13 protein-coding genes are annotated in these 15,992 nt (G+C 72.0%); 8 read left to right on the top strand and 5 right to left on the bottom strand.

Annotated elements, in window-relative coordinates; genetic code table 11:
* The first annotated feature begins 8 nt into the window (after window positions 1–8).
* The 4 genes from ACZ66S_RS34275 (at window position 9) to ACZ66S_RS34290 (ending at window position 5,442) form a co-directional block, all read left to right on the top strand.
* On the top strand, window positions 9–1,517 hold the full coding sequence (locus tag ACZ66S_RS34275; protein ID WP_469905452.1) for a GMC oxidoreductase: 1,509 nt from the start codon (window positions 9–11) through the stop codon (window positions 1,515–1,517).
* Window positions 1,518–1,689: 172 nt separating this feature from the next.
* Window positions 1,690–3,138 (top strand): MFS transporter, encoded by a 1,449-nt coding sequence (locus ACZ66S_RS34280; protein WP_469905453.1) that lies wholly within the window; start codon window positions 1,690–1,692, stop codon window positions 3,136–3,138.
* Window positions 3,128–4,129: an RNA polymerase subunit sigma-70 gene (locus ACZ66S_RS34285; protein ID WP_469905454.1), complete on the top strand. Its 1,002-nt coding sequence runs from the start codon at window positions 3,128–3,130 to the stop codon at window positions 4,127–4,129. Before ACZ66S_RS34280 ends, ACZ66S_RS34285 begins: the two co-directional genes overlap by 11 nt.
* Window positions 4,130–4,317: 188 nt before the next feature.
* Window positions 4,318–5,442, top strand: a complete 1,125-nt coding sequence (locus ACZ66S_RS34290; RefSeq protein ID WP_469905455.1) for a ferritin-like domain-containing protein — start codon at window positions 4,318–4,320, stop codon at window positions 5,440–5,442.
* 123 nt (window positions 5,443–5,565) lie between these two features.
* Here ACZ66S_RS34290 and ACZ66S_RS34295 read toward each other — a convergent pair whose 3' ends face one another.
* The 3 genes from ACZ66S_RS34295 to ACZ66S_RS34305 are packed head-to-tail and all read right to left on the bottom strand — an operon-like array spanning window position 5,566 to window position 9,450.
* Window positions 5,566–7,632, bottom strand: coding sequence for an iron ABC transporter permease (locus ACZ66S_RS34295; protein WP_469905456.1), 2,067 nt, complete (start codon window positions 7,630–7,632; stop codon window positions 5,566–5,568).
* Between the two features lie 4 nt (window positions 7,633–7,636).
* Entirely contained in the window at window positions 7,637–8,605 is a 969-nt protein-coding gene (locus ACZ66S_RS34300; RefSeq protein ID WP_469905457.1) for an ABC transporter substrate-binding protein, read from the bottom strand.
* Complete coding sequence (locus ACZ66S_RS34305) at window positions 8,602–9,450, bottom strand: ABC transporter ATP-binding protein (protein ID WP_469905458.1); 849 nt, start codon at window positions 9,448–9,450, stop codon at window positions 8,602–8,604. Before ACZ66S_RS34305 ends, ACZ66S_RS34300 begins: the two co-directional genes overlap by 4 nt.
* 73 nt (window positions 9,451–9,523) lie before the next feature.
* On the opposite strand from ACZ66S_RS34305, the gene ACZ66S_RS34310 reads away from it, so the two are divergent.
* A complete protein-coding gene (locus ACZ66S_RS34310) occupies window positions 9,524–10,342 on the top strand; it encodes a siderophore-interacting protein (RefSeq protein WP_469905459.1) in 819 nt (272 codons plus the stop codon).
* 222 nt (window positions 10,343–10,564) lie between these two features.
* Window positions 10,565–12,034: a hypothetical protein gene (locus tag ACZ66S_RS34315; RefSeq protein WP_469905460.1), complete on the top strand. Its 1,470-nt coding sequence runs from the start codon at window positions 10,565–10,567 to the stop codon at window positions 12,032–12,034.
* Window positions 12,035–12,172: 138 nt separating this feature from the next.
* Here the strand turns inward: ACZ66S_RS34315 and ACZ66S_RS34320 are convergent, their stop codons facing one another.
* A complete protein-coding gene (locus tag ACZ66S_RS34320) occupies window positions 12,173–12,625 on the bottom strand; it encodes an Lrp/AsnC family transcriptional regulator (protein WP_469905461.1) in 453 nt (150 codons plus the stop codon).
* Between the two features lie 107 nt (window positions 12,626–12,732).
* Here ACZ66S_RS34320 and ACZ66S_RS34325 point away from each other — a divergent pair, with 107 nt between their 5' ends.
* Both ACZ66S_RS34325 and ACZ66S_RS34330 read left to right on the top strand, forming a co-directional pair.
* Entirely contained in the window at window positions 12,733–13,350 is a 618-nt protein-coding gene (locus ACZ66S_RS34325) for a LysE family translocator (protein WP_469905462.1), read from the top strand.
* A 46-nt stretch (window positions 13,351–13,396) separates the two neighbouring features.
* Window positions 13,397–13,855 (top strand): PaaI family thioesterase, encoded by a 459-nt coding sequence (locus ACZ66S_RS34330; protein WP_469905463.1) that lies wholly within the window; start codon window positions 13,397–13,399, stop codon window positions 13,853–13,855.
* A gap of 27 nt (window positions 13,856–13,882) precedes the next feature.
* Here ACZ66S_RS34330 and ACZ66S_RS34335 read toward each other — a convergent pair whose 3' ends face one another.
* Entirely contained in the window at window positions 13,883–15,877 is a 1,995-nt protein-coding gene (locus ACZ66S_RS34335) for a right-handed parallel beta-helix repeat-containing protein (protein WP_469905464.1), read from the bottom strand.
* Between the last annotated feature and the right edge of the window lie 115 nt (window positions 15,878–15,992).

The following is a 15,992-nucleotide window of genomic DNA, read 5'->3' on the forward strand; positions in this document are numbered from 1 at the left end:
AGCCCTCCATGTCCCTCCCCACCGCCGACGCCTACGACCTCGTCGTCGTCGGCAGCGGTCCCACCGGCAGTGCCTACGTACGCGAGGTGTACGACCACCACCCCACCGCCCGCGTTCTGCTCCTGGACGCCGGCCCGCGCCTGACCGAACGGCCCGGCCGTCACGTAAAGAACATCGCCGACCCCGACGAACGCGCCCGAGCGCAGCACTCCTCCGAAGGCCCGGGCCCGGCAGGCCGGCCCGGCACCCGGCTCCTGGGCTCACCCGACCTGCCCGCGGCCGCCCTGTCCACCAACATCGGCGGCATGGGCGCCCATTGGACGGGTGCCTGTCCCCGGCCCGGTGACGGCGAGCGCATCACCTTCGTCCCGGCCGCCGAGATGGACGCCCACCTCACCCGGGCCGAACAACTGCTGCGGGTCGACACGCGCGCCTTCGAAGGGGCGCCCTTCGCCGACGAGGTCCGCGCCCGGCTCTCCTCCTTGTTCGACTCCGGACGGCCGGAGCACCGGCGGGTCGCCCCGATGCCCCTCGCCGTCACCCGACGCCCCGACGGTGCCCACACCTGGAGCGGCACCGACGTCGTGCTCGGCCCGGCGGCGGACGATCCGCGCGTGGAGATCGCCGACCGCTGCCTGTGTCTGCGCGTCGTCGTGGACGACGGCACGGCGAACGGTGTCGCGGTGCGGGACCTGGTCACCGGGCAGGAACGGGTGATTGCCGCGCGGGCTGTCGTCGTAGCGGCGGACGCCCTGCGTACCCCGCAACTGCTGCACGCCTCCGGCGTCCGCCCACCGGCCCTCGGCCGCTACCTGAACGACCAGCCGCAGATCGTCCACGCCGCCCGGCTGCCCGACGACCTCGTCACCGCGCACCGCGCCGTCACCGGCCGCACCCGCGACGAGGACGGCGCCATCGTGCTGCAGAGCGGCGTGAGTTGGGTGCCGTACACCGATGTGCACCCCTTCCACGGCCAGGTGATGCAGCTCGACGCGTCACCCGTGCCGCTCGCTGACGACGTCGACCCGGCACCGGGCACGATCGTCGGCCTGGGCTGGTTCTGCGCGAAGGACATCAGCGCGGAGGACCGCGTGGCGTTCGACGATGACACGGCCGACGCGTACGGGATGCCCGCCCTCCGCATGCACTACCGCTACACCGGGCGCGATCTCGCCACCATCGAGGAGGCCAAGAAGGCGGTCGCCGAGGCAGCCAACGCCGTGGGCATCCCACTGGACGAGAAGCCGGTGCTGCTGCCCGCGGGCAGTTCGCTGCACTACCAGGGCACCACACGCATGGGTCCCACCGACGACGGCACCAGCGTCTGCGACAGCCACAGCCGGGTCTGGAACGTCAGCGGCTTGTGGGTCGCGGGCAACAACGTCATCCCGACCGCCACCGCCTGCAACCCGACGCTGACTTCCGTAGCCCTCGCGGTGCGGGGCGCCGGAGCGCTCGTGGAACATCTGCGCGCAACCGCCGGGTACGGCACGACGGACCGCCGGGCGACCGCCTGAACCGTCTGAAGCAACGGGCGGGGTGGTGGTCCCGCGACCGTGCGAACCGTGGCCGTCCCGGACGCATTCAGCCGTGGTGACGTCGTCGCGTTCTCGGTACACCGTCCCGTACCGGTGAAACCGCGACCTCCGGCAGGTCTGTATCACCAAGACCTGATCGGAAGGACCGAACATGACCGTCGCCCCGCCCCCCAAGGCACCGGCGTCACTGCCGTGGGTACTGGTGCTGACCGCGGTAGCCGCACTCGTGGTGGCACTCGACCAACTCGTGGTCGCCACCGCGCTGCAGACGATCCACCACGACCTGGGCGCCTCGATGACGAGCCTGGAGTGGACCGTCAACGCCTTCAGTCTGAGCTTCGCCGCGCTCATGATCCCCGGCGCCGAACTCGGCGACCGGATCGGCCGCAAACGGACCTACATCCTCGGCCTGGTCGTCTTCGCGCTCGCCTCGGCCGCCTGCGCCCTGGCGCCGAACATCGGACTTTTGATCGCCGCCCGCGTCCTCCAGGGCGCCGGCGGGGCCATGATCTCGCCGGCGGCGCTGGCGCTGCTGACCGCGGCCGCGCCGCCGCACAAGCGCGGCTCGGTCATGGGCGTCTACGCTGCCGTGATGGGTCTCGCCGTCGTCGGCGGTCCGCTCGTCGGCGGTGCCGTCACCCAGGGCCTGGCCTGGCAGTGGATCTTCTGGATCAACGTGCCGGTCATCGCGTTGGTCATCCCGTTCGCGGCGGCCAAGCTCACCGAGGCGAAGGGGAAGCCCGTCCCCGTCGACTATGTGGGCATTGTTCTGGTCGCGGCCTCGATGTTCGCCCTGGTGTGGGCGCTGGTCCGCTCGGGCCCGGCGGGCTGGGCCGGTGGGGAGGTACTCGGCACGCTGATCGGCGGTCTCGTCCTGCTCGCGGTGTTCGTCGGCTGGGAACGGCGGGCCGCCGAGCCGATGCTGCCGATGCGCCTGTTCCGCGTCCCCGCCTTCGCCGCCGGCAACCTCTCGACCCTCCTGCTGACGGCGTCCCTGTTCAGCACGGTGTTCTTCCTGGCCCAGTACCTGCAGATCTCGCTCGGCCACTCGCCGCTGGGCGCCGGGGTCAGGTTCCTGCCGTGGACGGTGCCGCTGTTCTTCGTCGCGCCCCTCGCCGGCCGGCTGCTGGACCGTATCGGCCCGCGCTGGCTGATCTCGTCGGGACTGTTCCTCCAGGGCGCGGGACTGGTGTGGCTGGGCGTCAACGCCCACCAGCACGACTCCTACTCCTCCTCGGTCGCCGCACTGATCATCTCCGGCCTCGGGACGTCGATGGCCATCCCCGCCCAGCAGAGCGCGGTGATGACGTCGGTGCCGCCGCAGGCGATGGGCAAGGCCGGCGGCACCTTCAGCACGGTCCGCCAACTCGGCGGCGCCCTGGGCATCGCCGTCCTCGCCGCGGTCTTCGCGGCCCACGGCAGCGACCGGTCGCCGGAGCAGTTCGCGGACGGCTTCTCGGCGGCCATCATCACGTCCGCGGTGCTCGCGTTCGCCGGGGCCGCCGCGGGCATCCTCACCCCGGGCCGCACACCCGGCGCCCGGCGCACCGCGCAGCACCCGGCCGCTCCCGCCTCCCAGGAGGAACTCGGTGTCCGTTGAGAGCCACCGCACGGGCGAGGAGTTCACCCGCCTCGCCGACCCGTATCAACAGGAGCTGCTCGCGCACTGCTACCGCATGCTCGGGTCGTTCCAGGACGCCGAGGACCTCGTCCAGGAGACGCTGCTCCGCGCCTGGCGCGGGTACGACAACTTCGACGAACGGTCGTCGCTGCGCACCTGGCTGTACCGGATCGCGACCAACGCCTGTCTGACCGCCCTGCGCAGCAACCACCGGCGCGTCCTGCCCTCCGGCCTGGGCGCCGCGACGGACAGCCCCGAGACCGCCGACCTGTCGCGGGCGGACGCGCTGCCGTGGCTCGGGCCGATCCCCACCCACCGGCTCGGCGACCCGCGGGACGACCCCGCGGGCATCGCGGCGCTCCGCGACAGCACCCGGCTCGCACTCATCGCCGCCTTCCAACGGCTGCCCGCCCGGCAGCGGGCCGTCCTGATCCTGGTCGACGTGGTCGCCTTCCGTCCCGCGGAGGCCGCCGACTTCCTCGGGATCACCGTCACCGCCGCCCGCAGTCTTCTGCAACGCGCCCGCGAGACGCTGGCCCAGGACGTGCCGGACGAGGAGGAGACCGCGTCGCGCTCCACGGCCGACGCGGCACTCGACGAGAAGGTCGTGCGGCAGTACCTGCGGGCCTTCGAGACTTCGGACACCGCCGCTCTGGCGGAGCTGCTGCGCTCGGACGTCGAGTACGAGATGCCGCCGATCCCGACCTGGTTCCTCGGCCGCGCGGCCGTCGTGGACCACCTGAACCGCCGGGCCTTCACCCGACCGCACCGCTCCCTCGCGACCTCCGCCAACGGCTGCCCGGCGGTGGCGACCTACAGCCCGGCGGGGGACGGCTCGTTCGTCCCGCACGGCATCCACGTGCTGGAGGTCCGGGACGGTCTGATCGCACGGATCGTGGTCTTCCTCGACGCCGCGCTGTTCCCGTCGTTCGGGCTTCCCGCGTCGCTCCCCGGCTGGGCGACGCAGTGAGCGGGGCGGGACCTCGCGGCCTCCTGCCGGGTTGGCCTGACAGGGTGGCGATGGCCCCGTACCCGCCCGTCAAGCCTCTCATCTGCGGTGATGACTGCTAGCTTCGCGAGCTGATCCGAGGACCCCGCATGCCTTCGGCATGGCCGGGACCGCGACCGCGAGGCGAAGGTGATGGTGTGAGGGAAGACGTGGAAAGGCCAGAAGCCGAGGGTGCGTTCAGGCGCAGGAGTTTCCTGGCCACCACCGCGGTGGCGGCCGGTGCGCCGGCCATCGCGGCAGCCGCGCCCGCGTCGGCCGCCGCGGGCACCCGCGGCGGCCCGTCCGAACCGGTGCCGCCTGGTTCCGTGGCGCGCCTGCTGGCCGTGCCCGAGGCCGGCCGCGGCATCGAGTGGCTGCGATCGGCGCTCCAGGTCGCCGTGGAGCTGGAACTGTCCACCATCCCGCCCTACCTGTGCGGCTGGTGGTCGATCGGGGACCGCGGCTCCCACGCCGCCCGACTGATCCGGCGCATCATCGACGACGAGATGTACCACCTGGGCGTGGTGTGCAACCTGCTCGTGGCCGTGGGCGGGCGGCCCCGGATCAAGGCGGCCGCGCCCGCCTACCCCGGCCCGCTGCCCGGCGGCGTACGGTCCGAGGTGACCGTGTACCTGTCGGGTCTGACCAAGTCCCTGGTGCACATGATGATGACCATCGAGGCCCCGGAGGAGCCGCTCGCCCTCAGCGACACGGCCACGCACACGGTCGGCTCGTTCTACGGCGCGATGCTGGACGGTTTCCGGTCCGTGAGCCCGGAGTTGTCGGGCCATGGGCAATTGAGCGCGCGCATCGGCACCGACGAGCTGCGTCCCGTCGAGACCCTCCTCGACGTGGAGCGCTCGATCGACATCATCCGGGAACAGGGCGAGGGCACGAGCAGCTCCCCGGCCGACTCCTTCTCGGACGACCACCCGGCCCACTACTACGCCTTCGCCGAGATCTACCACGGCCGGCAACTGCGTCAGACCGCCGAGGGCTGGACGTTCACCGGGGCACCCGTTCCGTTCCCGGACGCCCGCCCCATGGCTCGGGTCCCGGTCGGCGGGTGGCCCCGGCCGTCGACACCGGTGCGGCAGCTCCTGGACCGGTTCGACAACACGTACACCACCCTGCTGACCTCCCTCGACGCGGCCTGGTCCGACGGCGGGCCCCGCGCCCTGGGCGCGGCCATCCACGCCATGCGCTCCCTGGAGCAGCCCGCGGTACGGCTCATGGAGACCGAGATCCCCGGGACCCGCAGCACGTACGGCCCGCAGTTCCACCCGCGCGCCTAGCGAGGGCAGCGACCCGGTACCGACTCCGCACGGCCTCCGCCGAGCTCGCAGCGCGCTACGCCCGCGCCCTGCAAGCCCGTTGCGGAGGCACACCCTTGTCGCCCCCCTGTCGTCCCGTTGTCGTCAGCTCCGGGTGCGTACCAGCAGGTACAGGAAGTACGGCGTGCCGATCAGGGCTGTCATCAGGCCGGCGCCGAGTTGGGCCGGTGCGATGACGGTGCGGCCCAGGAGGTCGGCCGTGCACACGAGGGCGGCACCGAGGAGGGTCGCCGTGGGCAGGACGCGTGCGTGGCGGCGGCCGATGAGGGCGCGGGCCGCGTGGGGGGCGATCAGGCCGACGAAGGAGATGGTGCCCGCCGCGGCCACCGCGCTCGCGCTGAGCAGGACGGCGGTGGCGAGGAAACCAAGGCGGGCCCGGCCGGGGCGCAGGCCCAGGAGGGCGGGGGTGGCGTCGTCGAGGGAGATCAGGTCGAGTTCGGTGCGGCGGGCCGCGGCCACGACGACGCCCAGCAGGAGCGCGCCGGCGACCGGCAGGGTGTCGGGCAGGGTGCGGCCGTAGGTGGAACCGGACAGCCAGGTCAGGGCCTTGGTGGCGTTGAAGGGGTCCGTCAGCAGGATCAGCAGGCTGATGAGGGCGCTGGTCGCGGCGGACACCCCCACCCCGACGAGGACCAGCCTGTTGTGCCCGAACCCGCCGCGGGCGGCCAGGCCGAAGACGACCGAGGCGGTGACCGCGGCTCCCGCGAACGCCGCGCCGGCCACGGCCCAGGAGCCCGGCGACGACGCCGTGGTGACGAGCAGGACCGCGCCGAGCGCAGCGCCCCCGGAGACGCCGAGAATGCCCGGTTCGGCGAGCGGGTTGCGGGTGACGGCCTGGACCAGGGTGCCGGACAGGGCGAGGGCGGCACCGGCGAGCAGCGCCGCCAGGACCCGGGGCACGCGGGTGTCCAGCACGAAGGAGACGGACGGGACGGCGGTACCGCGCGCCCAGTTGACGACGTCCCCCAGCAGCAGCTTGGTGTCGCCGACGAGCACTCCGGCGACCGTCACGCCGACAAGAGCGGCGAGCAGGACCGCGACCATGGTCAGGTAGGCGGTCCGGCCCACGATCCGCATCCGTTCCGGAGCGCTCGCGGTGGCGGTGTCGCGGACCCGCTGGGCCATGCCGACGAGGAACAGCGCGCCGAGGAGGCTGGTGACGACGCCGGTGGGTATGGCGACCGCGGCGTCGGCGGAGACCGTCGCGCGCAGCAGTACGTCCGCGCCGAGCACCAGGGCGGCGCCGAGCAGTCCGGCCACGGGCAGGCCCAGACGGATGCGGACCAGCGGGCGGACGCGCCGCGCGAGCGGTCGTAGGAGAGCGGGTGCGCACAGGCCGACGAATCCGACGGGACCGGCGAGGGTGACGGCCGCGGCGGAGAGCAGCGCGGCGAGGGCCACGACGGTGATCCGGGTGGCGCGGACCGGGACGCCGAGTCCGTGCGCGGCCTGGTCGCCGAGGGCCAGGGCGTCGATCCGTCGTGCCACCACGAGCAGGCCGAGCAGGGCGAGCGCGGCGACAGGGGCCATCTGTACGACGCCGTCGAAGCCGTTCTGGCTGATGCTGCCCTGGCTCCACTGGTAGAGGCCGTTGGTCTCCTGCGGGAACAGCAGCAGGAGGCCCTCGGTGAGCGAGGTCAGGCCGAGGGTGAGGGCGCTGCCCGCGAGGACGAGGCGGACGGTGCCCGCGCCCAGCCCGGACAGGGACAGGACGACGGTCGCGGCGGCCAGGCCGCCGGCGAACGCCACGCCGGAGGACGCGAGGAGCGGCAGGGACACGCCGGTGACGGAGAGGAGTCCCAGCGCCAGGTACGAACCGGCGTTCACGGCCAGGGTGTCGGGCGCGGCCAGCGCGTTGCGGCTGACGGCCTGGAGGGCCGCGCCCGCCATGCCGAGCGCGGCGCCGACCAGGAGGCCGGCGGCGGCGCGCGGCAGGCGTGAGGCGATCACGACGGAGGCGTCGCCGGGCTCGGCACGGCCGGTGAGTGCCTTGAACACCTCGGAGGCGCCGACGGCCGCCGTGCCCTGGGTGATGTCGAGGATCGCGAGCACGGCGACGAGGACGACGAGCGCGGCCGTCACCGCGCCGGCGCCTGTCCTGACGGCGACGGCCGGTGAACCGGTGGGTGCGGCGGGGGCGGTGACGGTCATGGCGCTACTTCGTGAGGGCGGTGACCAGGGCGTCGACGTACGCCTCCATGGACGCGGGTCCGCCGAACATCCAGATGCCGTCGGGCAGTCGGTGCACATCGCCCTTCTTCACGAACGGCAGGCCCTTCCACACGGCGTTCTTGGCGAGGTCGGTCGTGAAGGGGTCGCTCTCGCTGTCGTTGCCGATGTAGGCGAAGGTGACGTCGCCGAGTGCGGTCAGTCCCTCGACGTCGGTGGTGGCGAGCCCGTACTTCGCGTCGCCCTTGACGGTCCAGGCGTTCTTCAGGCCGATGGCCTCGTTGACGTCCCCGATCAGGGAGCCGCTGGTGTACGGCCGTATGGAGACCTGGTTGGAGGCGACGTAACCGTCGGCGAAGGCGATCTCGTGTCCGGCGAGCCCGGCGTCGGCGAGCGCCTTCTTCCCTTCGCTGATCTTGGCGTCGAAGTCCTTCTTCACCTGCGTGGCCTTGTCGGTGGTGCCGGTGGCCTCGGCGATGAGGTCGAGGTTCTTCTTCGTCCGGCCGATCTGGTCGGTGGCGTCGGCGGACTGGATCTCCAGGACGGGGGCGATCTTCCGCATCTGCTTGACGGCGGCGGGCGTCAGGTCGGTGGTGGCGACGATGAGGTCCGGGGAGAGGGAGGCGATGGTGTCCATGCTGGGCTCGCCGCGGGTGCCGATGTCCTTGGGCGTGCCGGTCAGCGGGGCGGAGGCGTCCCAGGCGGTGTAGCCCTTGACGTCGGCGACGCCCACGGGGGCGACGCCGAGCGAGACGAGGTGCTCGACGACGTCCCACTCGGTGGCGACGACCTTCTCGGCGGGCCCGTCGAGCGTCACCTTGGCACCCGTGGCGTCGGTGAGGGTGAGGGCGCGGGTGCTGGGGGCCGTGTCCGTGGCGGCGGGCTCGGTCGTTCCGCAGCCGGCCAGGGCGAGGGCGGCGCACGCGGCGGCGAGGGCGATCAGGGGGCGTCTCATGAGGTGGTACTGAGCCTTTCGATGCGGGCGTGGTGGCGGCCGACCGCGCGGGTGCGCAGCCGGCCCGTCAGGGGGTCGGTGTCCACGTCGACGCGGATGCCGTAGACGTCACTGAGGCGGTCGGCGGTGAGGACCTCGGCGGGCGTGCCGTCGGCGACGATCCGTCCGGCGTGCAGCAGGGCGACGCGGTCGGCGACGGCGGCCGCCTGGTCGAGGTCGTGCAGGACGACGCCGACGGCGATGCGGTGGTCGTCGGCGAGGTCCCGGATCAGGTCGAGGAGTTCGACCTGGTAGCGCAGGTCGAGATAGGTGGTGGGTTCGTCGAGGAGGAGGACGCCGGTGTCCTGGGCGAGGCAGCTCGCGAGCCAGACGCGCTGGAGCTGGCCGCCCGAGAGGTGTTCGGCTCCCCGGTCGGCGAGGTCCTCGACGTCGGTCAGGGCGAGCGCGTGCCGTACGGCTGCCGGGCCGTCCGGGTCCGCCCGGCCCCAGCGGCCGCGGTAGGGGTAGCGGCCGAACTCCACGATGTCCCGCACGGTCAGCCCGCTCGGGGTGGGCCTGCCCTGGGTGAGCAGCGCCACGCGGCGCGCGAACTCCCGTGCGGTGAGGGCGAGTCCGTCGGTGGGGCCGCTGTCGTCGGTGTCCAGGGTGATCGTGCCGGTGCGGGCGCGCTGGAGGCGCGCGAGCGTGCGCAACAGGGTGGACTTGCCGCTGCCGTTGGGGCCGACGAGAGCGGTCACGTCGCCGGGCCGGAGCGTGATCGCAGCGTCGTGGACGACGTCGGTGCCGTCGTACGCCACCGTCACGCCACGCGCGCTCAGCTCGGTTCTCTCTTCACCAGAACTCACGAATGAAGGTTAGCCTAACCTTAGTAAGTCGAGTCCCAGCGGGGTGCGACTTAGCTTAGGCTAACCTTCCCCCATGGCGAAGACCCCCAGGCTGATGCCCGAACACCCCCGGATGTTCCGTGCCGAAGTCCTCCGCACGCGGCGCATCTCTCCCTCCATACAGCGCGTGACCGTCACAGGAGAGGACCTGCACGAGTTCCCGTGGCAGGGATACGACCACTGGTTCCGCCTCTTCCTGCGACTTCCCCACCAACAGCGGCTGCGGCTCCCGGAGTTCACCGGATCGCGCTGGTGGCAGCCCTACCTCGCCATCCCCGAGGAGGAGCGGCCGCACTGCGCCAACTACACCGTGGCGGACTTCCGACCGGAGGCGGCCGAACTGGACATCGACTTCGTCGTGCACCTCTCCCCCGCCGGCGAACTGGAGGGCGGGGCCGCCATCTGGGCCTGTGCCGCCCGTCCCGGCGACGCGCTCGCCCTGCTCGACCAGGGTGTCCTGTTCGACTGCCCGTCCGATGCCTCACAGGTCCTGGTCGTCGCCGACGAGACCGGACTGCCGGCCACGACCGGCATCCTGCGTTCACTGCCGCGCGAGACCGTGGGCAGGGTGATCCAGGAGGTGCCCACCGCCGACGACATCCGCACGCTCGACGCACCCGACGGGGTGAGCGTGACGTGGGTGGTCCGCGACGATCCCGACTCGGTGCCCGGTACTGGCGCTCTGCGCGAACTCCTGCGGCACCACCGGGTAGAGGAGAGCGGCTACGGATTCGTCGTCGGCGAGTCGGCACTGGCCACACAGGGACGCAGGCACCTGCACCGGGCGGGGCTGCCCAAGGACCGGATCTTCTTCTCCGGCTTCTGGAGGCACGAGACACGTCAGGCCGCGTGAGCCGGTGGTCGGGTGGGGCAGTGCCGGTCGGACGACCGTGACACCGTCCCGCCGGGACGCAAGTCGCCCACGGGGCGCCCAGGTGACAGACACATTCGGCGCGGCAGGACACCTCGGGTGTGCGATCTTCACGCGGACACTATGAACACAATCGAGCGACACGTAGTGCGCGGACGCCTGCGTTCCTAACATCGCACCGCTCGGCGCGATGGTGCGCCACCGATGTTCAGGAGCACTGCTGTGACTCGCTCAGGTCGGACCCGTCTCATCCCCCGTCTTCTCAGGTCCCGCGCACGACGCTCCGTGACGCTGGCCACCGGTGTCGCAGGTCTCGTCGCCGGATCCCTCAGCGGCATCGGTCCGGTTCAGGCGGCCACCGCGCCGGTCTCCTGCCCGGCGAACCTGGCGCAGAAGGCCACCTGTTACACCGGCCAGGACTCCAACGGCGCCTTCTACGCGATCGCAGTGCCCAAGCAGTGGAACGGCTCGCTCGTCGTGCACGCCCACGGCGGTCCCGACCTGGGCGAGGGCTCCGACCCCGAGCGCAGCCTCGGCGACCTGGAACGCTGGTCGGTGATGGTGGACCAGGGCTACGCCTGGGCCGGCTCGTCCTACCGTCGCGGGGGTTACGGGACCCGCATGGCCGCGGCCGACACGGAGAACGTCCGCCGGCTCTTCGTGCGCGAGTTCGGCCGGCCCGAGCGGACCTTCGTACACGGGCAGTCCTGGGGCGGGAACGTCGCCGCCAAGGTCGCGGAGGTGTACGGCAGACACGGCTCCTACGACGGTGCCCTGCTCACCAACGGAGTCCTGGGCGGCGGCTCACGCGGCTACGACTACCGAGTCGACCTCCGCGTGGTCTACCAGTACTACTGCCGGAACCTGCCCCGCCCCACCGAGCCCCAGTACCCGCTGTGGCAGGGACTGCGGCCCACCTCGACCCTGACCACCACAGGACTGCGAGCCCGCCTGGAGGAGTGCACGGGATACGCGTCGGCACCGCAGGACCGCACAGCCCTGCAACAACGCAACCTCGACGACATCCTCGCGGTCACACGTATCCCGGAGCGCACCCTCGAATCACACCTGCGGTTCGCCGTGTTCACGTTCCGCGACATCGTCCACAACCGGCTCGGCGACCGGAACCCCTTCAGCAACACGGGCGTGCGGTACTCCGGTTCACACGACGACAAGGCCCTGAACGCGGGTGTCGAACGGTTCTCCGCGGACCCCGAGGCCCGGCGTGACCTGTCCTACGACAGCGACCTCACCGGCCGCGTCTCCATCCCCGTGCTCACCCTGCACGCCATCGACGACCCCACCGCCTTCATCGAGCACGAGGCCGCCTACCGGGCCACCCTGGAAGGCGCCCACCGCGACAAGCACCTCGTCCAGACCTTCACCACGGAACACGAGCACAGCGAACTGAGCAACGCCGAGTACGCCAACTCCATCACCGCACTGGCCACCTGGGTCCGCACGGGCAAGAAGCCCACACCCCGGTCCGTCGCCGGCTCCTGCGCCGTCTACGACCGCACCTACGGCACGGGGTGCTTCTACGACCCGGACTTCCACCCTCGGCCGTACGCCTCCCGCGTCGAGCCCCGGCCGGGAGGGCTGAAGTGGCCGGCCATGACGGCTCAGCAGGAGAAAGCCTGGAGCCGAATCGACGGAGTCGGGATCGCACCGTAGACACGGCACGCGCTGCGCGGCGGAAGGCCCGGGCCACCTGGTCCGCCCAGCCGTCGCGCAGCAGGCGGCGGGCGAAAAGCGGCAGGCGACAAGAGGCAGGCGGCAGGCGGCAGGCGGCAGGCGGCAGGCGGAAAACGGCTATTGAGGCAGCGGCCTGTCCTGGACGACGTTCTTCATGACCAGGGTCGAGGTCAGGCGCTGGACGCCGGGGAGCCGGGCGAGCTGCTGGTCGTAGAGCTCCTGGAAGGCGGCGAGGTCGGTGGTCGCGACCCGCAGGAGGTAGTCGGGTTCGCCGAACAGGCGCTGTGCCTGCAGTACGTGCGGGATGGCGGCCACGGTCTCCTCGAAGGCGGTGACGGTGTCGGGGGTCTCCCAGCGCAGGGTGGCGAAGACGAGGGCCTCGAAGTGCAGGCCGACGGCGCCTGGGTCCACGACGGCACGGTAGCCGCGGATGGCGCCCTCGCGTTCGAGGTCGCGCAGCCGACGGTGGCAGGGCGAGACGCTGAGCTGCACGCGGGCGGCCAGTTCGGTGACCGTCAGACGGCCGTCGAGCTGGAGTTCAGTGAGAATCTTCCGATCCAAGGCATCCACGGAGAAGATTCTCCCCCACATCCCGCGATCATGAGGTAAAGACGCAAACACTTTCGGGCATATCCGGCCTAGCCTTCCCTCCATCGCACGATGAGAGGGAACGAACGATGCACACGACGACGCTGGCGGCCTTCCTGACCGTGGACCTGCTGCTGGTGTTCACCCCGGGCGCGGACTGGGCCTACGCGATCTCCGCCGGGGTGCGGGGACGTTCGGTCGTTCCGGCCGTCACGGGGCTGGTCGCGGGACACGCGGCCTATGCGCTCGTGGCCGTCGCGGGGCTGGCGGTGATCGTGGCGAGCTCTCCGGCCGCGCTCACCGCCCTGACCGTGGCGGGGGCCGGGTATCTGCTGTGGCTGGGCTGGGGCGTCCTGCGGCAGCCCGCCGCCCCGGCGGCCGCGGGACAGGACACCGGCACCTCCAGCCTGCGGGTACTGCTCAGGGGCGCCGGAATCAGCGGCCTGAACCCGAAGGCGCTGCTGCTGTACTTCGCGCTGTTCCCGCAGTTCATCGACCCCGCCACGGGCTGGCCGGTCGCCGCGCAGACCGGCCTGCTCAGCACGGTGCACCTGACCGCGTGCGCCGTCGTGTACCTCGCCGTCGGCGTCCTGGCCCGCACGGTCCTGAGCGCCCGGCCCTCGGCCGCCTTGGCCGTCACCCGTGTCAGCGGTGCCATGATGATCGCCATCGGCGCCTTCCTGCTGGTGGAACGCCTGGCCGGCTGAGGAACCCGTACCGCGCCACGACCCGCACCCGACGGAGGGCACCCGCATGGGAGACCGGATCGAGCACGACCAGGCGACGCCCGCGGTGCGGAAGCGTATTCAGGACAGCTTCGACCTGCAGGGCCTGATGTCCCACCTCGGCGCGCGTCTCGCCCACATCGGGCCCGGTCGGGTCCACATCGTGCTGCCGGCCCGCCCCGAGGTGACCCAGCAGCACGGCTACGTCCACGCCGGCGCCACCAGCGCCATCGCCGACAGCGCCGGCGGGTACGCCGCGCTCACCCTGCTCGACGAGGACTCCGAGGTCCTCACCGTCGAGTACAAGATCAACCTCCTCGCGCCCGCCGCGGGTGACCACCTTGAGGCGGTGGGCACGGTCGTACGGCCCGGACGCACGCTGACCGTCTGCCACCTGGAGGTGCACGCCGTCCAGGCCGACGGGGCCCGCAAGCTCGTCGCCAGCGGGCAACAGACGTTGATCCGCGTCGACAGGCCCGCCGCCTGACGAACCCGCGCGCGGCGCGTCGTACCGTCACGGCATGCCCAGGCGCTGCCGGTAGGACGGGAGGGGGCCGGCGTTCCGCAGGATGTCGGCGCAGGCCGTGCGGGCGGCGCAGGCCGGGCCCGGATTCCTGGGCGGGAGCAGGGTGTTGTCCGAGAAGGAGAGGCGGTGGGGGTTGCCGCACCCTTCCTCGGGGTGCTGCTGGTCGGCCGGGGGCCAGGCACCGGGGAAGTCCCGTCGTGCCACCCAGGCGGGCACGGCGTCGTCCCAGAAGTTGCCGCGGTAACGCACGTTCTGGACGGGCCTGTTGCCCCACTCCTCACTACAGCCGCCGATGGAGGCGATGTAGTCGTGGACCGTGTTGCCGTCCACGGTGGCCCAGTTGGTGCTGTCGTCGGTGTAGATGCCGACGTTCCAGTCGCCGTGCTTGCTGTCGGTGACCGCGTTGCCGCTGATGAGGGCGCCGTCGGCGAAGGAGGTGCCCTGTTCGCCGCGCAGGTAGATGCCGCCTCCGTCCGCGAGGAGCCGGTTCGTCGCGAAGACGCGGTTGTTCAGGACGCGGTTGCGGCGCATGATGCCGCGCAGGTCGTCGCTGGGCCCGGAGAGGATGCCCGTGTAGGGCACGTCGTCGACCTGGTTGTGCGCGATGGTGGTCTGCCGGGTGGCGGTGTCCCAGATGCCGGAGGCCGCGCGGTACTCCACGCCGATGCGGTGAATCCAGTTGTTGGTGATCCGGTTGCCGCGGTTGGTCCCCTTCTGGTCGGGCGGGACCACTCCCATCAGGATGCCGCCGTCGGAGACATCGGTGATGACGTTGCCGTCGACGACGTTGTACGAGCTGTTCCGGGACAACTCCAGTGCCTGGGCGCCGAGGTGGGTGAACCGGTTGCCCTCCAAGGCAATCCGCTCGGCGGTGCGGAAGGCGACGGTGCCGGGCACCGTGAGCAGCTCCGCGTCCTCACCCGCGCCGGGCCGCAGGTACATGCTCCATGCCGAGGGGAACCCGGCGGGCCGGCTGGGCGCCAGCCAGGTGGCGTACGCGAACGTCAGGCCGCGCAGGGTGATGTCGTGGAGGGGACGGTCCTGCCTACCGGTGCCGGTGAGCAAGGACTCCAGGACCGGGGCGACCACCTCGGCGCGGCGCATGTCCTCCCCGGGTCGCGGGCGGTAGAGCAAGGCGTGGTTTCCCGGCCGGGAGCGGTCGAGGTACCAGCCGCCGGGTGTGCGCGCGAGACTGGGAGAGTTCTCCACACTGTTCGGCGCTTCGAGCAACTCCGATCCTCCGTAGAGGGTTTGAGCCAGATGCCAGCACGGCTGGTCCATGGTGATGCTGGTCCTGCGGCCGCTCGCGGAGACCCCCGCGACTCCGCAGCGGCCCTCTAGATAGCCGGACCGGTAGACGAACTCGATGTCGCCGGGACGCAACCAGGTCCGGGGGACGGTGCTGGTGGTGACGTAACCGGCCCTGGTCGCCTTCAGCGTGCCCGCGAAGCCGGCGCCCTCGCGGGTGAGTCGGGTGGCACGTCGTCCCTGGACGTAGAGCTGGCGGGTCTCCAGCCGGCCCACGTCCGCGCGCCAGAAGCCCTTGAGCTGTCGGTCCGGCCGCCAGTGGGAGATCCGGCGGCCGCCGCTGACGGTCACCTGCTCCTGTCGCGGTGTCCCGTACCCGTACGCCTGGTAGATCACCCGGTGCCCGCCCCGCCCGGAGTCGCCCGCGGCCTCCGACAGGCGCAGGGGTGCCTTGAGGCGGTAGGTCCCTCCGCGCAGGTTCACCACCAGGTCCGACGTCATGCGCGGCGCCCGGGCGCGTACGGCCTGTTGCGCGCGCGCCGGTGTGGCGAAGGGCCGTTCCAGGGTGCCGGGCCAGGAGTCCTTGCCCCAGGGCGCCACGTACATCTGCGCAGGGGTCGCCGGTGTGGGTGGTGAGGCTGCCGCGGGAGACGACACGGCCGCCACCACGAGTCCGATCGCCACCGTCGCCTGCGCCGCCGTGCCGGGTCCGGTCCGGGTACCCAAGATCGCCATGCCGCCTCCTCGATGCAGAGGTCCCACCGTGATCCGGCACGGGTGGGCGCGCAGTCGGCCTGAGGTAGCGGCATCGACGACCAAAGTCGCGATCGGTGGGCCCTTTGGTCGCTGG

The sequence above is a fragment of the Streptomyces sp. NPDC107471 genome, assembly GCF_055582845.1.

Excerpts from the sequence above, each read along its gene's own strand:
- ACZ66S_RS34280 (WP_469905453.1), top strand. The coding sequence starts at position 1,690 with ATGACCGTCGCCCCGCCCCCCAAGGCACCGGCGTCACTGCCGTGGGTA.
- ACZ66S_RS34335 (WP_469905464.1), bottom strand. The coding sequence starts at position 15,877 with ATGGCGATCTTGGGTACCCGGACCGGACCCGGCACGGCGGCGCAGGCG.
- ACZ66S_RS34275 (WP_469905452.1), top strand. The coding sequence starts at position 9 with ATGTCCCTCCCCACCGCCGACGCCTACGACCTCGTCGTCGTCGGCAGC.
- ACZ66S_RS34315 (WP_469905460.1), top strand. The coding sequence starts at position 10,565 with ATGTTCAGGAGCACTGCTGTGACTCGCTCAGGTCGGACCCGTCTCATC.
- ACZ66S_RS34325 (WP_469905462.1), top strand. The coding sequence starts at position 12,733 with ATGCACACGACGACGCTGGCGGCCTTCCTGACCGTGGACCTGCTGCTG.
- ACZ66S_RS34330 (WP_469905463.1), top strand. The coding sequence starts at position 13,397 with ATGGGAGACCGGATCGAGCACGACCAGGCGACGCCCGCGGTGCGGAAG.
- ACZ66S_RS34295 (WP_469905456.1), bottom strand. The coding sequence starts at position 7,632 with ATGACCGTCACCGCCCCCGCCGCACCCACCGGTTCACCGGCCGTCGCC.
- ACZ66S_RS34310 (WP_469905459.1), top strand. The coding sequence starts at position 9,524 with ATGGCGAAGACCCCCAGGCTGATGCCCGAACACCCCCGGATGTTCCGT.
- ACZ66S_RS34300 (WP_469905457.1), bottom strand. The coding sequence starts at position 8,605 with ATGAGACGCCCCCTGATCGCCCTCGCCGCCGCGTGCGCCGCCCTCGCC.